The organism is Klebsiella sp. HMSC09D12 (genome assembly GCF_001808475.1).
Taxonomy (GTDB): domain Bacteria; phylum Pseudomonadota; class Gammaproteobacteria; order Enterobacterales; family Enterobacteriaceae; genus Klebsiella; species Klebsiella oxytoca.
The window spans coordinates 159,057-180,079 of sequence record NZ_KV793483.1 but is presented as its reverse complement, the minus strand read 5'-3'; the positions used below and the strand labels follow the sequence as shown (position 1 = coordinate 180,079).

Below are 21,023 nucleotides of genomic sequence, written 5' to 3'. Positions count from 1 at the left end.
TTTTTTGTCGCTGCGAAAGCTGACTTAGCGGGCGATATCGTTCTTGAAGTCGCGTTTTTCGTAGCCGGTATAGAGCTGACGCGGGCGGGCGATTTTCATGCCGTCGCTGTGCATTTCGTTCCAGTGCGCAATCCAGCCCACGGTACGCGCCATCGCGAAGATAACGGTAAACATCGAAGACGGAATGCCCATCGCTTTGAGGATGATACCGGAATAGAAATCGACGTTCGGGTAGAGTTTCTTCTCGATGAAGTACGGATCGTTGAGCGCAATGTGCTCAAGCTCCATGGCCACTTCCAGCAGATCGTCCTTCGTTCCCAGTTCTTTCAGCACTTCATGACAGGTTTCACGCATCACGGTGGCGCGCGGGTCATAGTTTTTGTACACGCGGTGGCCAAAGCCCATCAGGCGGAAAGAGTCGTTTTTGTCTTTCGCGCGACGGACGAATTCCGGAATGTGTTCAACGGAGCTGATCTCTTCGAGCATCTTCAGCGCCGCTTCGTTGGCGCCGCCGTGTGCCGGTCCCCACAGGGAAGCAATGCCTGCAGCGATGCAGGCGAACGGGTTGGCGCCGGAAGAGCCGGCAGTCCGCACGGTGGAGGTGGAAGCGTTCTGTTCGTGGTCGGCGTGCAGGATCAGAATACGGTCCATTGCGCGTTCCAGAATCGGGTTCACTTCATATTTTTCACACGGCGTGGAGAACATCATATTCAGGAAGTTACCCGCGTAGGAGAGGTCGTTGCGCGGATAAACGAAAGGCTGGCCGATGGAATATTTGTAACACATTGCCGCCATCGTCGGCATCTTGGAGAGCAGACGGAATGCGGCGATATCGCGGTGGCGTGGGTTATTTACATCCAGCGAATCGTGATAGAACGCAGCCAGCGCGCCGGTAATACCGCACATTACGGCCATCGGATGAGAATCGCGGCGGAACGCGTGGAACAGACGAGTGATCTGCTCGTGAATCATGGTGTGGCGCGTCACGATGGTTTTAAATTCGTCGTACTGCGCCTGGGTCGGTTTCTCACCGTTTAACAGGATGTAGCATACTTCCAGATAGTTAGAGTCGGTTGCTAACTGATCGATCGGGAAACCGCGGTGCAGCAGGATACCTTCATCACCGTCGATAAAGGTGATTTTAGATTCGCAGGATGCGGTTGAGGTGAAACCAGGGTCAAAAGTAAATACGCCTTTTGAACCAAGACTACGAATATCAATAACATCCTGACCGAGAGTGCCCTTTAGCACATCCAGTTCAATAGCAGTATCACCACCCAGGGTGATTTTTGCTTTAGCATCAGACATTTATGGTCTCCTTAGCGCCTTTATTGCTTAAGACTGCCGGGGTGGTGGATTTGCATTCGGCCCGTAGCAGATGACGTTACCAGTTTGTTATGTTGCACATCGCTCTGCGTCGCGAAAGGGGCAGGGTACAGAGCAAGGGCGCTTGATGGTACGTCTTCAGCCTACGATGAAACAGCAGCAAATCAGCGTTTTAGCAGCCCGAATATTATAAAACTATATACCACTAATAACTGTCCTGATTACATCGGTCAATACTCTCTCACTGTTGCATAACTTATTCTCAGGTAAAAGAGTGACCCCATAACTTTTGCGTATTATTGCATTTATCTGGTAATGGTTGTAACAATAATGTTTAATATTTGTCAAATCAGATGATTAAAAATTAAAAATATGTTGTTATCGTGACATAGATCACTGTTCGGGAGAAAACCCGACAAACTATATGTAGGTTAATTGTAATGATTTTGTGAACGGCCTATACTGCCGCCAGGTCTCCGGAACACCCTGCAATCCCGAGCCACCCAGCGTTATTTTGTCACGCTTTAACTCCTGGAAAGGCGTTTTAACATGACTTTTAGTTATAGATAAGGACGCTGTCTGACCCGCAAGCAGACCGGAGGAAGGAAACAATAAGAACAGCATGTGGGCGTTATTCATGGTAAGAAATGTGAAAAAACAAAGACCTGTCAATCTGGATCTGCAAACGATCCGGTTCCCAATCACGGCGATAGCGTCCATTCTCCATCGCGTATCCGGAGTGATCACCTTCGTGGCGATCGGGATTCTGCTTTGGCTGCTGGGCACCAGCCTTTCCTCTCCCGAAGGTTTCCTCACAGCGGCATCCATTATGGATAGCTTCTTTGTGAAATTCATCATGTGGGGCATCCTGACCGCGCTGGCGTATCACGCAGTGGTCGGTATCCGCCATCTGCTGATGGATTTTGGCTATCTTGCAGAAACTCTCGAATCAGGGACACGCTCCGCCAAAATTTCTTTTGTTATTACTGTCGTGCTTTCACTTCTCGCAGGAGTCCTCGTATGGTAAGCAACGCCTCAGCACTAGGACGCAACGGCGTACATGACTTTATTCTGGTCCGTGCTACCGCTATCGTTCTGACCCTCTACATCATCTATATGGTTGGCTTCTTTGCCACCACCGGTGAAATTTCATGGGAAGTCTGGACGGGCTTTTTCTCCTCTGCGTTCACTAAAGTCTTCACCCTGCTGGCTCTCGTTTCCATTCTGATCCACGCCTGGATCGGCATGTGGCAGGTGTTAACGGACTACGTTAAACCACTGGCCGTGCGCTTAATTCTGCAACTGCTGATCGTTGTTGCGCTGGTGGCTTACGTTCTTTATGGATTTGTTGTGGTGTGGGGTGTGTAATGAAATTGCCTGTCAGAGAATTTGATGCAGTTGTGATTGGTGCCGGTGGCGCAGGTATGCGCGCGGCGCTGCAGATTTCCCAGAGCGGCCAAAGCTGTGCGCTGCTCTCCAAAGTTTTCCCGACCCGTTCCCATACCGTTTCCGCACAGGGCGGTATCACCGTCGCGCTCGGTAATACCCATGAAGATAACTGGGAATGGCACATGTACGACACCGTTAAGGGGTCGGACTACATTGGCGATCAGGATGCCATCGAATATATGTGTAAAACCGGCCCGGAAGCGATTCTGGAGCTGGACCATATGGGTCTGCCGTTCTCGCGTCTCGATAACGGCACGATTTATCAGCGCCCGTTCGGCGGCCAGTCGAAAAACTTCGGCGGCGAGCAGGCGGCACGTACCGCTGCGGCGGCTGACCGTACCGGTCACGCCCTGCTACATACTCTCTATCAGCAGAACCTGAAAAATCACACCACGATTTTCTCCGAGTGGTACGCGCTGGATCTGGTGAAAAACGCCGATGGCGCGGTGGTCGGCTGTACCGCCCTGTGCATCGAGACAGGTGAAGTGGTTTACTTCAAAGCCCGCGCTACCGTGCTGGCGACCGGCGGCGCCGGCCGTATTTATCAGTCCACCACCAATGCGCATATCAATACCGGCGACGGCGTTGGCATGGCGATCCGCGCCGGCGTTCCGGTACAGGATATGGAAATGTGGCAGTTCCACCCGACCGGTATTGCCGGGGCGGGGGTTCTGGTGACCGAAGGCTGCCGCGGCGAAGGCGGCTATCTGCTGAATAAACACGGCGAGCGCTTTATGGAGCGTTATGCGCCGAACGCGAAAGACCTGGCGGGTCGCGACGTGGTGGCGCGTTCCATCATGATCGAAATCCGTGAAGGTCGCGGCTGCGACGGTCCGTGGGGCCCGCACGCCAAGCTGAAACTCGATCACCTCGGTAAAGAAGTGCTTGAGTCCCGCCTGCCGGGTATCCTGGAACTCTCCCGTACCTTTGCCCACGTCGACCCGGTGAAAGAGCCGATTCCGGTCATTCCAACCTGCCACTATATGATGGGCGGTATTCCGACCAAAGTGAGCGGCCAGGCGCTGACCGTCAACGAGCAGGGCGAAGACGTGGTGATTCCGGGGCTGTTTGCGGTAGGCGAAATCGCCTGCGTATCGGTACACGGCGCAAACCGTCTGGGCGGCAACTCGCTGCTTGACCTGGTGGTCTTTGGCCGCGCGGTAGGTCTGCATCTGCAAGAGTCTATCGCCGAGCAGGGCGTACTGCGCGATGCGACGGATGACGAGATCGACGCTTCTCTGGAACGTCTGAACCGCTGGAACGGCACCCGGAATGGCGAAGATCCGGTCGAAATCCGCAAAGCGCTGCAAGAGTGTATGCAGCATAACTTCTCGGTATTCCGCGAAGGGGATGCGATGGCGAAGGGCCTTGAGCAGCTGAAAGCCATCCGCGAGCGCCTGAAAAACGCCCGTCTGGATGATACTTCCAGCGAGTTCAACACCCAGCGCGTTGAGTGCCTGGAGCTGGATAACCTGATGGAAACCGCTTACGCCACCGCAATGTCTGCAAATTATCGTACCGAAAGCCGCGGCGCGCATAGCCGCTTCGACTTCCCGGATCGTGATGATGAAAACTGGCTGTGCCATTCCCTGTATCTGCCAGAGTCGGAATCCATGACGCGTCGTAGCGTCAATATGGAACCGAAACTGCGTCCGGCATTCCCGCCGAAGATTCGTACTTATTAATGCGGAGACAGGAATATGAAACTCGAGTTTTCAGTTTATCGTTATAACCCGGACGTAGACGATGCTCCGCGTATGCAGGATTACACCCTGGAAGCGGAAGAGGGTCGTGACATGATGCTGCTGGATGCGTTAATCCAGCTGAAAGAGAAAGATCCGTCGCTGTCGTTCCGTCGCTCCTGTCGTGAAGGGGTATGCGGTTCCGACGGTCTGAACATGAATGGTAAAAATGGTCTGGCGTGCATCACGCCGATCTCCGCGCTGAATCAGCCGGGTAAGAAAATTGTTATCCGTCCGCTGCCAGGATTACCGGTTATCCGTGATTTGGTGGTAGACATGGGGCAATTCTATGCACAATATGAGAAGATTAAGCCTTACTTATTGAATAATGGGCAAAATCCTCCGGCTCGTGAGCATCTGCAGACGCCAGAGCAGCGTGAGAAACTCGATGGTTTGTACGAGTGTATTCTCTGCGCATGTTGTTCGACTTCTTGCCCGTCGTTCTGGTGGAACCCGGACAAGTTTATCGGCCCGGCTGGCCTGCTGGCCGCGTATCGCTTCCTGATCGACAGCCGCGATACCGAAACCAGCGATCGCCTCGAAGGGCTGAGCGATGCTTTCAGCGTATTCCGCTGTCACAGCATTATGAACTGCGTCAGTGTGTGTCCTAAGGGGCTGAACCCGACGCGCGCCATCGGCCATATTAAGTCGATGCTGCTGCAGCGCAGTGCGTAAGTAACCCGGTCTGTCCCGGATGGCGCTACCGCGTATCCGGGCAATCCGAAGCAGTAGCCCCGGCAAGCGTTCGCGCCGCCGGGGGATATAGCAGGAAATCTTTAAAAACCGCCAAATATGTACCAGTAATCAAGGCGTTCAGAGCGAGGTAAGGCGGCAACTGAACGCATCCCCGGGAGCATAATGAACTATGTGACCGGGGTAAGTGAAGGCAGCTAACGCAACCGCAGCCTGAACGCCGAAGATTAATGGCAGTTTTTAAAGGTTCCTTAGCGGACGAAACCACAACTCCTCCGCAACAAGTGAACCCCGGCACGTACAACTTCTGTGCGTGGTAGTTTCTACGGCGAAATAAGCATATAAATGCTTAAGGGATCACGATGCAGAACGGCGCAATGAAAGCCTGGCTGGACTCTTCTTACCTCTCTGGTTCGAACCAGAGCTGGATAGAACAGCTCTATGAAGACTTCTTAACCGATCCTGACTCTGTTGACGCCAACTGGCGTTCTATGTTCCAGCAGTTACCTGGCACCGGAGTCAAACCGGATCAATTTCATTCCAAAACGCGTGATTATTTCCGCCGCCTGGCGAAGGATGCCTCGCGTTACACTTCTTCGATTTCCGACCCTGACACCAATGTGAAGCAGGTTAAAGTCCTGCAGCTCATCAACGCATACCGCTTCCGTGGTCACCAGCATGCGAATCTCGATCCGCTGGGACTGTGGCAGCAAGAGAGAGTGGCGGATCTCGATCCGGCTTACCACGATCTGACCGAGGCCGATTTCCAGGAGATCTATAACGTAGGTTCTTTCGCCATCGGCAAAGATACGATGAAGCTGGGCGATCTGATCTCCGCCCTTAAGCAGACCTACTGCGGCTCCATCGGCGCGGAATATATGCATATTACCTCCACCGAAGAAAAACGCTGGATCCAGCAGCGCATTGAGTCGGTAGCAGGCAAAGCGAACTTTAGCGCCGAAGAGAAAAAACGCTTCCTCAGCGAATTGACCGCGGCGGAAGGCCTGGAGCGCTACCTCGGCGCGAAATTCCCGGGCGCTAAACGCTTCTCGCTGGAAGGCGGCGACGCGCTGATCCCGATGCTGAAAGAGATTATCCGCCACGCGGGTAAGAGCGGCACCCGCGAAGTGGTGCTGGGTATGGCGCACCGCGGACGTCTGAACGTGCTGGTCAACGTGCTGGGTAAAAAACCGCAGGACCTGTTCGACGAGTTCGCCGGTAAACATAAAGAACACCTCGGCACCGGTGACGTGAAGTACCACATGGGCTTCTCTTCCGATATGGAAACCGAAGGCGGCTTGGTGCACCTGGCGCTGGCGTTTAACCCGTCGCATCTGGAAATCGTCAGCCCGGTGGTTATCGGCTCCGTCCGCGCTCGTCTCGATCGTCTCGACGAACCGAGCAGCAACAAAGTTCTGCCGATCACCATTCACGGCGACGCCGCGGTAACCGGCCAGGGCGTGGTTCAGGAAACCCTGAACATGTCCAAAGCGCGCGGTTACGAAGTCGGCGGTACCGTACGCATCGTTATCAACAACCAGGTGGGTTTCACCACTTCCAACCCGCTGGATGCGCGTTCTACCCCGTACTGTACCGATATTGGTAAAATGGTCCAGGCACCTATTTTCCACGTGAATGCCGACGATCCGGAAGCGGTCGCTTTCGTGACTCGCCTGGCGCTGGACTTCCGTAACACCTTTAAACGCGATGTCTTCATCGACCTGGTGTGCTACCGCCGTCACGGCCACAACGAAGCCGACGAGCCGAGCGCAACCCAGCCGCTGATGTATCAGAAAATCAAAAAGCATCCGACCCCGCGCAAAATCTACGCTGACAAGCTGGAAGCGGATAACGTCGCGACGCTGGAAGACGCCACTGAGCAGGTTAACCTCTACCGCGACGCGCTGGATGCCGGCGAATGCGTGGTGAAGGAGTGGCGTCCGATGAATATGCACTCCTTTACCTGGTCTCCGTACCTCAACCACGAGTGGGATGAGAGCTATCCAGACAAAGTTGAACCTAAGCGTCTGCAGGAGCTGGCAAAACGCATCAGTACGGTGCCGGAAGCCGTTGAAATGCAGTCGCGCGTGGCGAAAATCTACGGCGATCGTCAGCTTATGGCCGCCGGCGAGAAGATGTTTGACTGGGGCGGCGCGGAAAACCTCGCCTACGCCACGCTGGTCGATGAAGGCATTTCGGTGCGTCTGTCCGGCGAAGACTCCGGGCGCGGAACCTTCTTCCACCGCCATGCGGTGATTCACAACCAGAAAAATGGCTCAACCTATACGCCGCTGCAGCACGTGCACAACGGCCAGGGCCATTTTAAAGTCTGGGACTCCGTGCTGTCGGAAGAAGCAGTGCTGGCGTTTGAATACGGCTACGCCACCGCTGAGCCGCGCACCCTGACCATCTGGGAAGCGCAGTTCGGCGACTTCGCCAACGGCGCGCAGGTGGTCATCGACCAGTTCATCAGCTCCGGCGAGCAGAAATGGGGCCGTATGTGCGGCCTGGTGATGCTGCTGCCGCACGGCTACGAAGGCCAGGGCCCGGAGCACTCCTCCGCGCGTCTGGAGCGCTATCTGCAGCTCTGCGCTGAGCAGAATATGCAGGTTTGCGTACCGTCCACCCCGGCGCAGGTTTACCATATGCTTCGTCGCCAGGCGCTGCGCGGCATGCGTCGTCCGCTGATCGTGATGTCGCCGAAATCGCTGCTACGTCACCCGCTGGCGGTATCAAGCATGGACGAACTGGCTAACGGCACTTTCCAGCCAGCGATCGGTGAAATCGACCAGCTCGATCCGAAAGCAGTGAAGCGGGTTGTGCTGTGCTCTGGTAAGGTTTACTACGACCTGCTGGAACAGCGTCGTAAAAACGAGCAAAAAGATGTCGCTATCGTTCGCATAGAGCAGCTCTATCCGTTCCCGCATCAGGCGGTACAGGAAGCGCTGAAGCCTTATGCGCACGTGCATGATTTTGTCTGGTGCCAGGAAGAACCGCTCAACCAGGGCGCGTGGTACTGCAGCCAGCATCACTTCCGTGAAGTGATTCCGTTTGGGGCCTCTCTGCGTTATGCAGGCCGCCCGGCCTCCGCCTCTCCGGCGGTAGGATACCTGTCCGTTCACCAGAAACAGCAACAAGATCTGGTCAATGACGCGCTGAACGTCGATTAATTAAAGGATACATAATGAGTAGCGTAGATATTCTGGTTCCCGACCTGCCTGAGTCCGTAGCTGACGCAACGGTTGCCACCTGGCATAAAAAACCGGGCGATGCGGTTGTTCGTGACGAAGTGCTGGTAGAAATCGAAACTGACAAAGTGGTACTGGAAGTACCGGCTTCAGCGGATGGCATTCTGGACGCGGTGATTGAAGACGAAGGCGCCACCGTGCTTTCCCGTCAGATCCTCGGCCGCCTGCGCGAAGGTAACAGCGCGGGCAAAGAGTCCGGTGCGAAAGCTGATGCTAAAGAGTCGACTCCGGCCCAGCGTCAGCAGGCTTCTCTGGAAGAGCAAAATAACGATGCGCTGAGCCCGGCAATCCGCCGTCTGCTGGCGGAACACAGTCTCGACGCGGCAGCCATTAAAGGCACCGGCGTTGGCGGCCGTCTGACCCGCGAAGACGTTGAGAAACACCTGGCGAAAGCGCCAGCGAAGGCGGAGGCCCCGGCCGCAGCGCCAGCCGCTGCTCCGGCTCCACAGCTGGGCAATCGCTCTGAAAAACGCGTGCCGATGACCCGTCTGCGCAAGCGCGTTGCCGAGCGTCTGCTGGAAGCGAAAAATTCTACCGCCATGCTGACGACTTTCAACGAAGTCAACATGAAGCCGATTATGGATCTGCGTAAGCAGTACGGCGAAGCGTTTGAAAAACGTCACGGTATCCGTCTGGGCTTTATGTCCTTCTACGTGAAGGCGGTAGTGGAAGCGCTGAAGCGCTACCCGGAAGTGAACGCCTCTATCGATGGCGATGACGTGGTGTACCACAACTACTTCGACGTCAGCATGGCGGTCTCTACGCCGCGCGGCCTGGTAACGCCGGTTCTGCGCGATGTCGACCTGCTGGGCATGGCGGATATCGAGAAGAAAATTAAAGAGCTGGCAGTAAAAGGCCGCGACGGCAAGCTGACCGTAGACGATCTGACCGGCGGTAACTTCACCATTACCAACGGCGGCGTATTCGGTTCACTGATGTCCACGCCGATCATCAACCCGCCGCAGAGCGCGATTCTGGGTATGCATGCCATTAAAGATCGCCCGATGGCGGTGAATGGTAAGGTAGAAATTCTGCCGATGATGTACCTGGCGCTCTCCTACGACCACCGTCTGATCGACGGACGTGAATCGGTAGGCTACCTGGTAGCGATTAAAGAGCTGCTGGAAGACCCGACTCGTCTGCTGCTGGACGTGTAGTCAGCAAGAGTATTACCTACCGTAGGCCGGATAACGCGCCCTGGCGCCGTTATCAGGCCTACAGGTTTAAAGATAATTATTCCCTGAAGGATGGACTGAACACATGAACTTACATGAATATCAGGCAAAACAACTTTTTGCCCGCTATGGCTTACCGGCGCCGGTGGGTTATGCCTGTACTACTCCGCGTGAAGCAGAAGAAGCCGCTTCTAAAATCGGCGCGGGTCCGTGGGTAGTGAAATGTCAGGTTCACGCTGGTGGCCGCGGTAAAGCGGGCGGTGTGAAGGTAGTAAAAAGCAAAGAAGACATTCGCGCATTTGCTGAGCACTGGCTGGGCAAACGCCTCGTCACCTATCAAACAGATGCGAACGGCCAGCCGGTTAACCAGATTCTGGTTGAAGCCGCGACCGATATCGATAAAGAGCTATACCTGGGCGCGGTAGTTGACCGCAGCTCCCGTCGCGTGGTCTTCATGGCCTCCACCGAAGGCGGCGTGGAAATCGAAAAAGTGGCGGAAGAGACTCCGCATCTGATCCATAAGATCGCCCTCGATCCGCTGGCGGGCCCGATGCCTTACCAGGGTCGTGAACTGGCGTTTAAACTGGGTCTGGAAGGTAAACAGGTTCAGCAGTTCACTAAAATTTTCATGGGCCTGGCGACCATTTTCCTTGAGCGTGACCTGGCGCTGATCGAGATCAACCCGCTGGTTATCACCAAACAGGGCGATCTGATCTGCCTCGACGGCAAGCTGGGCGCTGACGGCAACGCGCTGTTCCGCCAGCCGGATCTGCGCGAAATGCGCGACCAGTCGCAGGAAGATCCGCGCGAAGCGCAGGCTGCGCAGTGGGAGCTGAACTACGTCGCGCTGGACGGCAACATTGGTTGCATGGTTAACGGCGCGGGCCTGGCGATGGGTACCATGGACATCGTTAAGCTGCACGGCGGCGAACCGGCTAACTTCCTTGACGTTGGCGGCGGCGCAACCAAAGAGCGCGTTACTGAAGCGTTCAAAATCATCCTCTCTGATGACAACGTAAAAGCGGTTCTGGTTAACATCTTCGGCGGTATTGTACGCTGCGACCTGATTGCCGACGGCATCATCGGCGCGGTTGCCGAAGTGGGCGTTAACGTACCGGTAGTCGTACGTCTGGAAGGTAACAACGCCGAACTGGGCGCGAAGAAACTGGCTGACAGCGGCCTGAATATTATTGCAGCGAAAAGTCTGACGGATGCAGCTCAGCAGGTTGTTGCCGCAGTGGAGGGGAAATAATGTCCGTTTTAATTAATAAAGACACCAAGGTTATCTGCCAGGGTTTCACCGGTAGCCAGGGCACATTCCACTCTGAACAAGCCATCGCTTACGGTACGCAAATGGTCGGCGGCGTCACCCCGGGCAAAGGCGGCACCACGCATCTGGGCCTGCCGGTATTCAATACCGTTCGCGAAGCGGTCGAAGCCACCGGCGCAACCGCATCCGTCATCTACGTTCCGGCGCCGTTCTGCAAAGATTCTATTCTGGAAGCTATCGATGCTGGCATTAAGCTGATTATCACCATCACCGAAGGTATCCCGACGCTGGATATGCTGACCGTGAAAGTGAAGCTCGACGAAGCGGGCGTGCGCATGATCGGGCCGAACTGCCCGGGCGTGATCACTCCGGGCGAATGCAAAATCGGCATCATGCCGGGCCACATTCACCAGCCGGGTAAAGTGGGCATCGTTTCCCGTTCCGGTACCCTGACCTATGAAGCGGTTAAGCAGACCACCGACTACGGCTTTGGTCAGTCCACCTGCGTGGGCATCGGCGGCGACCCGATTCCGGGATCCAACTTCATCGATATCCTGAAACTGTTCCAGGAAGATCCGCAGACCGAAGCGATTGTGATGATCGGTGAGATCGGCGGTAGCGCGGAAGAAGAAGCGGCCGCTTACATCAAAGATCACGTGACCAAACCGGTTGTCGGCTACATCGCCGGCGTGACCGCGCCGAAAGGCAAACGTATGGGGCACGCGGGTGCCATCATTGCGGGTGGTAAAGGGACGGCGGATGAAAAATTCGCCGCTCTGGAAGCCGCTGGCGTGAAAACCGTTCGCAGCCTGGCCGATATCGGCGAAGCGCTGAAAACCGTCATTAAGTAATAAGTAAAAAAACAGCCCTGACTTTCTGCATGGTCAAGGGCTGGTCCAGTTTCGACATGGTTGGCCATCTGATGATGGCCTTTTTTTTGCCCGTAACTCAGCTCTCCGCCAGCGCTTTCAGCCAGCGAATCCCGCTTTCTGGTGAGGTCATGACCGGTACCGGCGGGGCAGGGAGCTGCTGCAATACCCGGGCCATTGAGGCTTGCGCCAGCATCACTACATCCGCCTGGCTAAACGCGCTTTGTAGCCCTTCACTGACGATTCGGTCATGGGTATCCATATCGCCTGCCAGCAGCGCGTGGAATGCCTCTTCCATTAATATGGGGGTAATGGCGCGCGGCTTACCGCTCTCCTGTACTTTGCGCTGGACGTAATCCAGCGTCGGCTTTAGCGTGGTCGCTACGGTTGCCAGCACGGCGATACGCTCGCCTTTTTCAATCGCTTCTTCGACCATCGCGTTGTCAATACGGGCGAGCTGAAGCGGCGTCAGAAACTGGCACTGTTCCACCGCCGTGCCAATAGAAGAGCAGGCGGTAATGAAAATATCGCAGTCCGCTTTTTCGGCAATATGCACGTAGTCGGCGATGCGGGCGGCAATATTCGGCGTTACCCCTCCGGCCTTCATTACCTGCTTGATCATGGATTCTTCCACCAGATGCATGACTTCCACTTCCGGCATGATATCGGCAATCAGCTGCTGCATCATCGCGAGCGTCGCTGAACTGGTGTGCAGCATAGCGATCTTTTTCATTGGGCTATCTCCTTAAGCAAATTTTCTGCGACGGCCAGCGCCGCGTCGTGATCTTCCTGTGCCGATAGCCCGCCTACCGCGACGGCGCCGAGACATTTACCGTCGTACAGAAGCGGGACCCCGCCGGGCAGGGCGGTAAAATGCGGATCGGCAAAGTAACTGATGTCCAGCTGCTCTTTTTGCAGGCGCTGTAAAAATGCCTGCGTGGTACAGCCGAGGCGACTGCTGGTATGCGCCTTGCGCTGGGTAAGTTCAATGGTTAACAATTTGGCATTGTCCATCCGCGCGAAGCTGAGCAGCTCCCCGCTGGCGTCGCACACCGCTACGCTTAGCGGGCGCTTTGCATAGCAGGAGTCAGCGAGGTCAAGCGCGAACGCTACGGCGCGTAAAGCCTGTTCCAGAGTGATAGTCGTCATGGTGATTATCCTTTTGAAAGATGTTCAGAAACGGTTTGAGCGGGGTTGTTCGCGGCGGCCTGCGCCTGTCGGGCGTCCTTTTTGCGCCAGTAGTTCGCCAGCAGCGAGCCGCTGACGTTGCCAAGCGGAGTCATCACCGCGGAAGCAAGGCCCACTGTTGCCAGCTTGCCCATCGCGGCGGCAAGCCCCGACGCCATTCCGCCGTTTTGCAGTCCGACTTCAAAGGCCACGGTACGGGCGGACTGTACGTCCATGCGAAAGATCCAGCGACTCATCAGATAGCCAATCAGGAAACCGCCGAGGTTATGCATCAGCATGGCGAAACAGAGCAGGAAGCCGACCTGCACCAGGTTGTCGCGTCCCGCAGCGGCGGCGGTGGTCGTGAAGAAAATAATCCCTATCATCGAGATAGTCGGCATGATTTTCTTAATACCTTCAACGCGACCATACAGCCAGTTGTAAAACAGCGCCCAGACGAGACCGCCAGCCACGAAGTTGACAACCACGGCGTACATTTGCGCTTCGGCGCCGGCGCTGGCGAACAGCGTGTTCCAGCCTCCGGCGCTCATATACAGCAGCCACAGGGCGCCGAGCCCGGCCAGTCCCTGCACAATACGGCGGCCGCGTATACTGGCGTAGGTTTTCAGGTAGTCGTGTAAGATCGCCGCGCCGATCGGGATGAGCACGATTTTCACCACGTCCATCACCATTGCGGTCAGCTGAATATCGATCATCGAGCCCGCCAGCAGGTTAACCCACAGCGGCGTCATCACCGTGGCCGCCAGGGTTGATACTTCCGCTATCGATACCGCCAGCGCCAGGTTAGCGTTGGCGATGTAAACCATCACCGTCGAAGAGAGGCCGCTGGGACACGCGCCAATCAGCAGGATGCCCACCGCGACTTCCGGCGGAAAGTTGAAGACCAGGGTAATGGTCAGGCCGAGCAGGGGCATAATGACAAAATGGCAGAAGGTACCGATAAACACCGCCCATGGCATTTTGGCGACATCGATAAAATCCTGGATCGTCAGCTTGGTGCCCATGCTGAACATAGTGGCCTGGATGACCAGGAAAACGATCCATTTATGGGTGATGTTAAAGCCGCCCCAGACGATCAGATCCGTAGACCAGGTCATCGCGGCAACGAAACCGGCGATGATCCACAAGGTAAACTGATAGCTGCGTAACCCCGGCCAGTATCCTGCTCCCGCCGCAAAACCGGCGGTGAACATCACCAGCCCAGGCTGCCAGAGCGCGGGTGAATGCATCAGCGCGCCAACCGCCACCAGGGCGGCACCGGCGATGCTGACGCCGAGACCGGTTTTGTGAATAACAGTGGTCATAGTCATAGCGAAATGTCCTTTCTGTTGTTATTGCTGCCGGGGGGGAATAGATAACATTTGCCGCGCAATGTCGGGCGTGGCGACTTTCTTATCCATGCTGCGAATCAGGGTGGCGAGTTTGGCGACCTGCTGATGGTTATTCTGGGCTTTTTCTTCCGCGCTTAAATAATAGCTATCCTCAAAGCCAATTCGAACCTCGCTGGCGCCCATGGCGACTGCGGCAGCGATAATGTCGAAATTCTTTCTGCCAAAATGCGTTATTCCCCATAAGGCCTCGCGGGGGAGCATGCTGCGCATGGCAATTAATGTATCAATCGTGGCGGGGGTAGTGCCGCGATGCCCCAGTACAATATTAAACAGCATCGGGGTTTTGAATTTTATATTTTCCTGCAGAGCAAGGATATTATTAATCATGCCAATTTCGAAAACTTCAAACTCGGGAATTATGTTATGCGCGATGATTTGTCTTGCACAATATTCGACGTCCGGGCCGGGATTAAAGTAAACGGCATCGCCAAGGTTAACGGAGCCGACGTTAAGCGACGCCATCTCCACTCCTGAGCAGGCCAGGGGCGCGCAGCGTTCGGCGATGGACAGCGAAGAGACGCCGCCGGTAGAGGCCTGAATTATCAGGTTTGAGTGGCGCATCACAGGGTCGATTGTGGCCTGAAAATCGACGGTGTCCGGCGTCAGACGCCCCTGCTTATCACGGACGTGCAGATGAACAATCGCCGCGCCATATTCTACGCTGGCGAGTATTTCCTGCGCCAGTTCTTCGGGTATGACTCGAGGGCAATCCGCGGCAACGGGTGCCAGCGAGATAATAACGGTATCCGACATATTTTCCTCCGGTACAGAGAGATTAAAATTCCAGGTAAGGCGTTATCCAGCGTAATGATTCGGGGCCTGATGTTGAGGGTTGATATTCACAACCAATCCAGCCCCTGTAGTTCATTTTTTTAATAAAATCGAATAACCATGCTTCATTTAATTCGCCGGTCCCAGGTTCATGGCGATAAGGAACGGAAGCAATTTGAATATGTTTGATAAGCGTAAAGTAGCGTTCAATATTTTTGGCGACGTTGCCGTGAATTTTCTGGCAATGATAAATATCAAACTGTAAACCGATATTGTTCCTGGCGACCTGGTCAATGATTGCTGCGGCCAGCGGAAAGCTATCAATAAAATAGCCGGGCATATCCTGCGAGTTTAATGGTTCAATCAGCACGTCTATTCCCGCAACAGCCAGCACATCGCAGGCGATACGCAGCCTGTTGCGCAAGAGCTCAAGCTGGGCCTGATGCGTCAGAGCGTCGCAGCGCAAGCCCGCCATAACGTGAACCCGGCGGCAGCCCAACGCCGTGGCATAATGACGAGCCCGCTCCAGACTGCGGTGAAACTCCTCTTCGCGCCCGGGTAGCGCTGCCAGCCCGCGTTCACCCTGAGACCAGTTGCCTGCCGGAGCGTTCATCAGCACCAGCGGTAGAGACGTTTGCCGCTGTGCCGCCTGCAGCTGTTCCAGCGGGTGTTGCCAGAGAAATAGCCCTTCAATACCGTGAAAACCGGCCGCTTTTGCCGCCTGGAAACGGGCCGCTATCGGTAAATCGGTAAATAGCCAGTCGAGGTTAGCCGCGAGCTTCAGCATGATGCGCTCCCTCCCGGCTATCTACCAGATGCAGTTTCACCCCCTGGCTGGCAATAGTGTGTTGCGCATCCTCCGGTAGCCGGTTATCAGAAACAATATCGGTCAATTGCTCCAGCCCGCAGATATGGAACATGCCGTATTTGCCAAATTTACTGCTATCGCAGACCAGTACCCGACGCCGGGAAACGGTGAGCACCGCCTCCTTGACCGAGGCTTTCCCTTCGCTCGGCGTTGACATCCCGCGTTCGGTATCCCACGAAGAGGAGCTCAGAAACGCCACGTCAATATTAATGGTGCGAAGAAAGCTGGCGGCGCTTTTACCAATGCTTGAGCGGTTGCGCTGGTCCACCAGGCCGCCGGTGTGATAGAGCGTGATATGCGGCATATCCATCAGGTAGTGGCTGATGGAAAAGTCGTTGGTGACGACCGTCAGGTTAAAACAGCGGCTGGCGGCCACCGCTTTCGCCACTTCAAACAACGAGGTGCCGGCATCGAGGTAGAGCGTTTGACCCGGCTCGATGAGCATCGCCGCCAGCTGGCCCATTTTGCGTTTTACTTCATGATGCAACTCCGCTTTCTCTCGCCACGGCAGCTCGGATTTAAGCAGGTTATTGAGCTTTACGCCGCCGTTAATGGCGATAACCTTGCCTTCTTCTTCCAGCAACTGAATGTCGCGGCGTACCGTCATATGCGACACGCTCATCAGCTCCGCCAGTTCATTGAAGGAGGCGGCGTTTTTTTCATGCACGTAGCGGTAAATAAAGTCGCGCCGTTGTTCCGGGATCATCATCGCACCTCAGGCCGGTCGGGATTGTTCGAGTTCGGCCACCGCTGCTTCTGAGAGCGGGACATAGCCGAGCGGTTTTAAGGTCAGCCAGATACGGGCGCTGTCTTCCAGTTCTTCGGCGTTAAACACCGCCTCGCGCAGCGAGCGACCGCTCACTACCGGCCCGTGGTTGGCCAGTAGCGCCGCCGTATGGTCTGCGGCGATGTCACTGAGCGCGCTGGCAATGCCCTCGTGTCCGGGTTTGAAATAGGGCAGCAGCGGCAGCCGTCCGACGCGCATCACGTAGTACGGCGTTAGCGGCGGCAGGCAGTTTTCCGGCGTGGCGCACGGTAGACAGGAGAGCGCGGTCAGCCACGGAGAGTGCAGATGTACTACGGCCCCGCAGGAAGGCCGGTGGCGGTACCACGCCAGATGCATAGGGACCTCTTTTGACGGCTTATCGCCGCTGAGATGCACGCCATCGGCATCCAGTCGACTCAGGGTGGCGGCCTGCAGTTCACCCAGACAGGAATTGGTTGGGGTCACCAGATAGCCGCCGTCCGGCAGCTTCACGCTGAGATTGCCGGAACCGCCGCTGCTGTAGCCGCGCATAAACAGCGAGCGCCCATAGTGGACCAGCTGTTCGCGGAGTTGGTGTTCACTCACCGGATTCATGATGGATACTCCTGGGTCGTAAAAAAGAAATCTTCGTCGCCAAAGTTGCCTGACTTCAGGGCCAGCGCCAGGCCGGAGGAGAAGACCCAAGGTACGCCCGGCGCGATCGCTCTGCCGACGGCCAGGCGCTTCACCTGTAGCGCTTCCACGACGGTGCCGGAGGTTTCTCCGCCAGCGACAATAAAGGTGTTGACGCCTGCGGCCAGAAGTTTGGCGCTCAGCCGGGCGAAAGTGCGTTCGATTGCCCGACTGGCGGCCTGTTCGCCGTATTCCTGCTGAATGCGCTGTAGCGCCTCTGGCGGCTGGGTGGCATAAAGTAGCGGCGCGAGCGGGTCGTTGATATGCGCCATCGCCCAGGTAGACAGCTCGTCGCTGTAGCTTTCGGTATCCGACAGGCAGCGGGCAACGTCAAGCAAACAGGATGCCGCCTGGGCTTTATAGCGGTTGACCTGGCGGTTGCTCATCGTCGAACAGCTGCCGGAGAACACGACTGCTCTGGCGGGAGAGGGAAAGCGGTGCGGCGACGCAACAGGATGACCACCAGCGTTAGCGGCCAGCGCGCCGCCGAGACCGGAACCTCCGGCCAGCAGCGGATACTCCTGCAGCGCCTGAGCCAGGGTATGGAGATCGGTGTCGTCCAGCGTATCGACAATCACATGGCGCGTTCCTTCAATCTGATAGCGTTCTAAGGCGTAAGTGACCGCTTCCACACCGCTGCGAATCGTATTGAGAGCAATGTGCCCAACCGGGCTGGCCGTCTGCGCGGCCAGCAGGCGCGGTACGCTGGCATCGGTCATCGGATTTAGCGGATGTTTTTCCATACCGGATTCGTTAAGCAGCACCCCGTTCACAAACAGATGGCCGTGGACCACCGTGCGCCCGTTTTGCGGCAGAGCGGGGCAGTGAACGATTAGTGGGGCCTGAATGTCGTTCATCAGCGCATCGCTTACCGGGCCGATGTTGCCCGCCGGCGTGGAATCAAAGGTTGAGCAATACTTGAAATAGAGCTGGCGGACGCCGGCGTTTTGTCTTAGCCAGCGGGCGCAGGCCAGGGACTGGGCGACGGCCTGTTCTGCCGGTAAAGCGCGGCTCTTCAACGAGATGACGATAGCGTCAACCTCTTCGTTCCAGCACTGAGTGATATCGGGCATGCCGGGCAGCAGCGCGACTCGCCAGCCCTGTTCAGCCATAAAGCTTGCTATATCCGTTGCGCCGGTAAAATCGTCGGCGATAACGCCTGTAGTGACGGCCATGGATCCACTCCGTTCAAGTTGTTTTCACATTGAACCTATTATTCAGGAGGGCATTTCACATTCACATGATGATTCTCACAAACAACAACATCACGAAAACGCATGGTATTTTTATAACTGTATGAAATATAATAATTAATCATTTGTCGGTCAGAAATTTGTGCTCACAGTTTTCTGTGAAGATTCGTTAAAGTTTGAGAACGCTGGCCGCCTGAGCGCGGGCAGCTCTCAGGCATCGTCCTCCTGAACCGGCGTAACGGTTGTGCATTTTGATCATATTCATCTGTTTAAATGAGATTATTTTTTGCGTCAGTCATCATCCTTTTTATCCATAATATTTTGCATATTAACCGCTTGCAAAAGCTTACGGAGAATAAGATGGCGGAAAATAAAAGGGATAATGGCATCGTTTTTTTTAGTTCGTTAACAGATGTTTTTTCGCGGGCAACGGGGCTGACGGCGACAGTTATTAAGGTAACCGACGGTCGCTTGCCCGATTGCTATGCAGGGGCAGAGTTCTTTTCCCTACCGCTGGTTCAGAGCAATGAAATATGCGGGTATATTATTTTTGACCATCGAGCAGCAACCGATAATAATCATCGCTCGGCGGCGATAAGGCTACTGCATTTCATCGTTAGTCATTACTCAGCGATGGAAGAAGCAGAGGAGGAAGGTGCGAGACAGGCGCGACAAAAGAGCACTTTTTATTATGCGCAAAAATCGCCGCATGAAATAAAACTGGCGGCTGCGCTGCGCTATATTGATGAACATTTATATGATGAGCTGTCTCTGGAATCTGTTGCCGCCCATGTTTGTCTCAGCGCTAACTACTTCAGCCGTTTTTTTAAAAAGCGTCAGGGCGTAAATTTTAAGGTGTGGGTCAATCAGAAGAAAATGCAGCGTGCCGGAGAGCTGCTCGGGGACCCGGCTAATTCCATAGACAGCGTGGCGCGTAAGCTTCAGTTTGCGCAAACCAGCTACTTTTGCCGGGTGTTCCGCGCTGCTCACCGCACGACCCCCCAGTCGTTCCGCGAACGGAACCTCTGGAGATCTTCACCTCGCATCGGTTAGCCTCGAATTCAGGCTAATACAGATTTTTCCTGGAGCATTCATAATGTGTGCCCGATCGCGGAATTTTTCAATTATGCCCATGGCCAGGTAATTAATTCCCATTGGCTCTCTTCATGTCTTCGCTAATAAACAAGTTAACGTGAAAAAATATTGACAACTTAATGCTTTTAATTGTGCAGCAATCACGTTGTTTAAATTGTCTTTATTGTAGCGCCTGGGTATCATTGGTTATTATTTGATCAGTGATAGTATGCATTAATCATGGAATAGATCAATGACACCTGACGGTAAAATAAAATATAACACCGGGGGCTAACCTGATGTCCTTGCGCGCTTTTTTTATCTATTAAACAATTTTTGCACGCCGTAAATGGAAGACGTTATGAGAGGAAAAATACCGAAAACTGAATTACTGGTGACTTTTGAGGTTGTGGCTCGCCATGAAAGTTATACCCGGGCAGCGGAAGAGTTGGCTTTAACACAAAGCGCCGTGTTCCGACAGGTCACGGCGCTGGAGGATTTCCTCCATACGTCATTATTTAATCATGCTAAAAAAAGGATTTTTTTAAATGAGGCCGGCAAGCATTATTTGTCTATCGTTAAAGAAACGTTGAACAAACTGGAGCGTGATACCAATTCGATTATGACCTGGCAACCGACGGTGCAGGTTCTTGAACTGGCCGTTAATCCCACCTTTAGCACCCACTGGCTGATCCCCAACCTGCGCGAGTTTAATAAATTAAATCCTGACATCATCGTTAATATTCATTCGCTGGCCAGCATGAGTGATTTTCTGAGCCGCGAGTACGATGCCGCCATTATGCGCGAGGATTTTTGCTCGCCGTGGTCTGAAGTGGAGTATCTGTTTGAAGAGGAAATTTTGCCGGTGTGCGGCTGCGGACTGCTGTCGGAACCCGGGCAAAAGCTGGCGGTGGAGGAGCTGCTGGGCGAATTTCCGCTGCTGCATCAAAGCACGCGGATTCACGGCTGGCAGGAGTGGTTTGCGCTGTCGAATATCACCAGCCCGCAGATCAACATCGGTCCACGTTTCGATCTGCTCTCGATGCTGATTGCGGCAGTGCGTTCAAATCTGGGAGTCGCGCTACTGCCGCGTTTTGCCATTCAGCATGACCTGGATAGCGGTGAGATGGTGATCCCCTGCGATGTGCCGATTCGTACCGGTAACCGGTTTATTATGACGTGGCAGGAGGATAAAACGGAATCCCGTCATTTGCAGGTATTTCGCGACTGGCTGCTGCAAAAATCGGTGGTGTCGGCTGCCTGACGGCGCTTTACCCGGGCTTCTGGCCCGCAAACGGCGGTGAACCCGTAGCCCGGGCAAGGCGCGT

At 55.0% G+C, this 21,023-nt stretch carries 19 protein-coding genes; 10 read left to right on the top strand and 9 right to left on the bottom strand.

Annotated features, from left to right (window positions below; all coding sequences use genetic code 11):
• Positions 1-24 precede the first annotated feature (24 nt).
• Complete coding sequence (gene gltA / locus HMPREF3178_RS15895) at positions 25-1,308, bottom strand: citrate synthase (RefSeq protein WP_004100276.1); 1,284 nt, start codon at positions 1,306-1,308, stop codon at positions 25-27.
• A 640-nt stretch (positions 1,309-1,948) separates the two neighbouring features.
• Between gltA and sdhC the strand changes: the two genes are divergently transcribed.
• The 8 genes from sdhC to sucD all read left to right on the top strand — a co-directional run bounded on the left by sdhC (position 1,949) and on the right by sucD (position 11,754).
• Entirely contained in the window at positions 1,949-2,353 is a 405-nt protein-coding gene (gene sdhC, locus HMPREF3178_RS15890) for a succinate dehydrogenase cytochrome b556 subunit (RefSeq protein ID WP_004100277.1), read from the top strand.
• Positions 2,347-2,694 carry a succinate dehydrogenase membrane anchor subunit gene (sdhD, locus tag HMPREF3178_RS15885; RefSeq protein ID WP_004100278.1) on the top strand — a complete coding sequence of 116 codons (348 nt, stop codon included), beginning with the start codon at positions 2,347-2,349 and terminating at the stop codon, positions 2,692-2,694. Before sdhC ends, sdhD begins: the two co-directional genes overlap by 7 nt.
• On the top strand, positions 2,694-4,460 hold the full coding sequence (gene sdhA / locus HMPREF3178_RS15880; RefSeq protein ID WP_017146333.1) for a succinate dehydrogenase flavoprotein subunit: 1,767 nt from the start codon (positions 2,694-2,696) through the stop codon (positions 4,458-4,460). The genes sdhD and sdhA overlap by 1 nt, the downstream gene beginning before the upstream one ends.
• Positions 4,461-4,475: 15 nt before the next feature.
• A complete protein-coding gene (sdhB, locus tag HMPREF3178_RS15875; protein WP_004100281.1) occupies positions 4,476-5,192 on the top strand; it encodes a succinate dehydrogenase iron-sulfur subunit SdhB in 717 nt (238 codons plus the stop codon).
• Between the two features lie 380 nt (positions 5,193-5,572).
• Entirely contained in the window at positions 5,573-8,380 is a 2,808-nt protein-coding gene (sucA, locus tag HMPREF3178_RS15870) for a 2-oxoglutarate dehydrogenase E1 component (RefSeq protein ID WP_004100282.1), read from the top strand.
• A gap of 14 nt (positions 8,381-8,394) precedes the next feature.
• Complete coding sequence (gene odhB, locus HMPREF3178_RS15865) at positions 8,395-9,615, top strand: 2-oxoglutarate dehydrogenase complex dihydrolipoyllysine-residue succinyltransferase (RefSeq protein WP_004100284.1); 1,221 nt, start codon at positions 8,395-8,397, stop codon at positions 9,613-9,615.
• Between the two features lie 103 nt (positions 9,616-9,718).
• On the top strand, positions 9,719-10,885 hold the full coding sequence (gene sucC, locus HMPREF3178_RS15860; protein WP_004100286.1) for an ADP-forming succinate--CoA ligase subunit beta: 1,167 nt from the start codon (positions 9,719-9,721) through the stop codon (positions 10,883-10,885).
• The gene (gene sucD, locus HMPREF3178_RS15855; RefSeq protein WP_004100288.1) at positions 10,885-11,754 is read left to right on the top strand and encodes a succinate--CoA ligase subunit alpha; all 870 of its coding nucleotides are present in this window, start codon (positions 10,885-10,887) and stop codon (positions 11,752-11,754) included. The genes sucC and sucD overlap by 1 nt, the downstream gene beginning before the upstream one ends.
• A 97-nt stretch (positions 11,755-11,851) precedes the next feature.
• Here sucD and HMPREF3178_RS15850 read toward each other — a convergent pair whose 3' ends face one another.
• Genes HMPREF3178_RS15850 through otnK form a run of 8 tightly spaced genes read right to left on the bottom strand, consistent with a single transcriptional unit; the run spans position 11,852 to position 18,603 of the window.
• Positions 11,852-12,505, bottom strand: a complete 654-nt coding sequence (locus HMPREF3178_RS15850) for an aspartate/glutamate racemase family protein (RefSeq protein ID WP_017146332.1) — start codon at positions 12,503-12,505, stop codon at positions 11,852-11,854.
• Positions 12,502-12,921, bottom strand: a complete 420-nt coding sequence (locus HMPREF3178_RS15845) for a GlcG/HbpS family heme-binding protein (protein ID WP_017146331.1) — start codon at positions 12,919-12,921, stop codon at positions 12,502-12,504. The genes HMPREF3178_RS15850 and HMPREF3178_RS15845 overlap by 4 nt, the downstream gene beginning before the upstream one ends.
• A gap of 5 nt (positions 12,922-12,926) precedes the next feature.
• Positions 12,927-14,270, bottom strand: coding sequence for a bile acid:sodium symporter family protein (locus HMPREF3178_RS15840; RefSeq protein WP_070585303.1), 1,344 nt, complete (start codon positions 14,268-14,270; stop codon positions 12,927-12,929).
• Positions 14,271-14,291: 21 nt separating this feature from the next.
• Positions 14,292-15,104 (bottom strand): beta-keto acid cleavage family enzyme, encoded by an 813-nt coding sequence (locus HMPREF3178_RS15835; RefSeq protein ID WP_004100292.1) that lies wholly within the window; start codon positions 15,102-15,104, stop codon positions 14,292-14,294.
• Between the two features lie 22 nt (positions 15,105-15,126).
• The gene (locus tag HMPREF3178_RS15830) at positions 15,127-15,909 is read right to left on the bottom strand and encodes a hydroxypyruvate isomerase family protein (RefSeq protein ID WP_017146330.1); all 783 of its coding nucleotides are present in this window, start codon (positions 15,907-15,909) and stop codon (positions 15,127-15,129) included.
• Positions 15,890-16,699: a DeoR/GlpR family DNA-binding transcription regulator gene (locus HMPREF3178_RS15825; RefSeq protein ID WP_017146329.1), complete on the bottom strand. Its 810-nt coding sequence runs from the start codon at positions 16,697-16,699 to the stop codon at positions 15,890-15,892. The genes HMPREF3178_RS15830 and HMPREF3178_RS15825 overlap by 20 nt, the downstream gene beginning before the upstream one ends.
• Positions 16,700-16,705: 6 nt before the next feature.
• On the bottom strand, positions 16,706-17,350 hold the full coding sequence (locus HMPREF3178_RS15820) for a 3-oxo-tetronate 4-phosphate decarboxylase (RefSeq protein WP_017146328.1): 645 nt from the start codon (positions 17,348-17,350) through the stop codon (positions 16,706-16,708).
• Positions 17,347-18,603: a 3-oxo-tetronate kinase gene (gene otnK / locus HMPREF3178_RS15815; protein ID WP_017146327.1), complete on the bottom strand. Its 1,257-nt coding sequence runs from the start codon at positions 18,601-18,603 to the stop codon at positions 17,347-17,349. The genes HMPREF3178_RS15820 and otnK overlap by 4 nt, the downstream gene beginning before the upstream one ends.
• A 378-nt stretch (positions 18,604-18,981) precedes the next feature.
• On the opposite strand from otnK, the gene HMPREF3178_RS15810 reads away from it, so the two are divergent.
• Both HMPREF3178_RS15810 and HMPREF3178_RS15805 read left to right on the top strand, forming a co-directional pair.
• Positions 18,982-19,674, top strand: a complete 693-nt coding sequence (locus HMPREF3178_RS15810; RefSeq protein WP_029496853.1) for a helix-turn-helix transcriptional regulator — start codon at positions 18,982-18,984, stop codon at positions 19,672-19,674.
• Positions 19,675-20,056: 382 nt separating this feature from the next.
• Positions 20,057-20,959: a LysR substrate-binding domain-containing protein gene (locus HMPREF3178_RS15805; RefSeq protein ID WP_004100304.1), complete on the top strand. Its 903-nt coding sequence runs from the start codon at positions 20,057-20,059 to the stop codon at positions 20,957-20,959.
• Positions 20,960-21,023 lie beyond the last annotated feature (64 nt).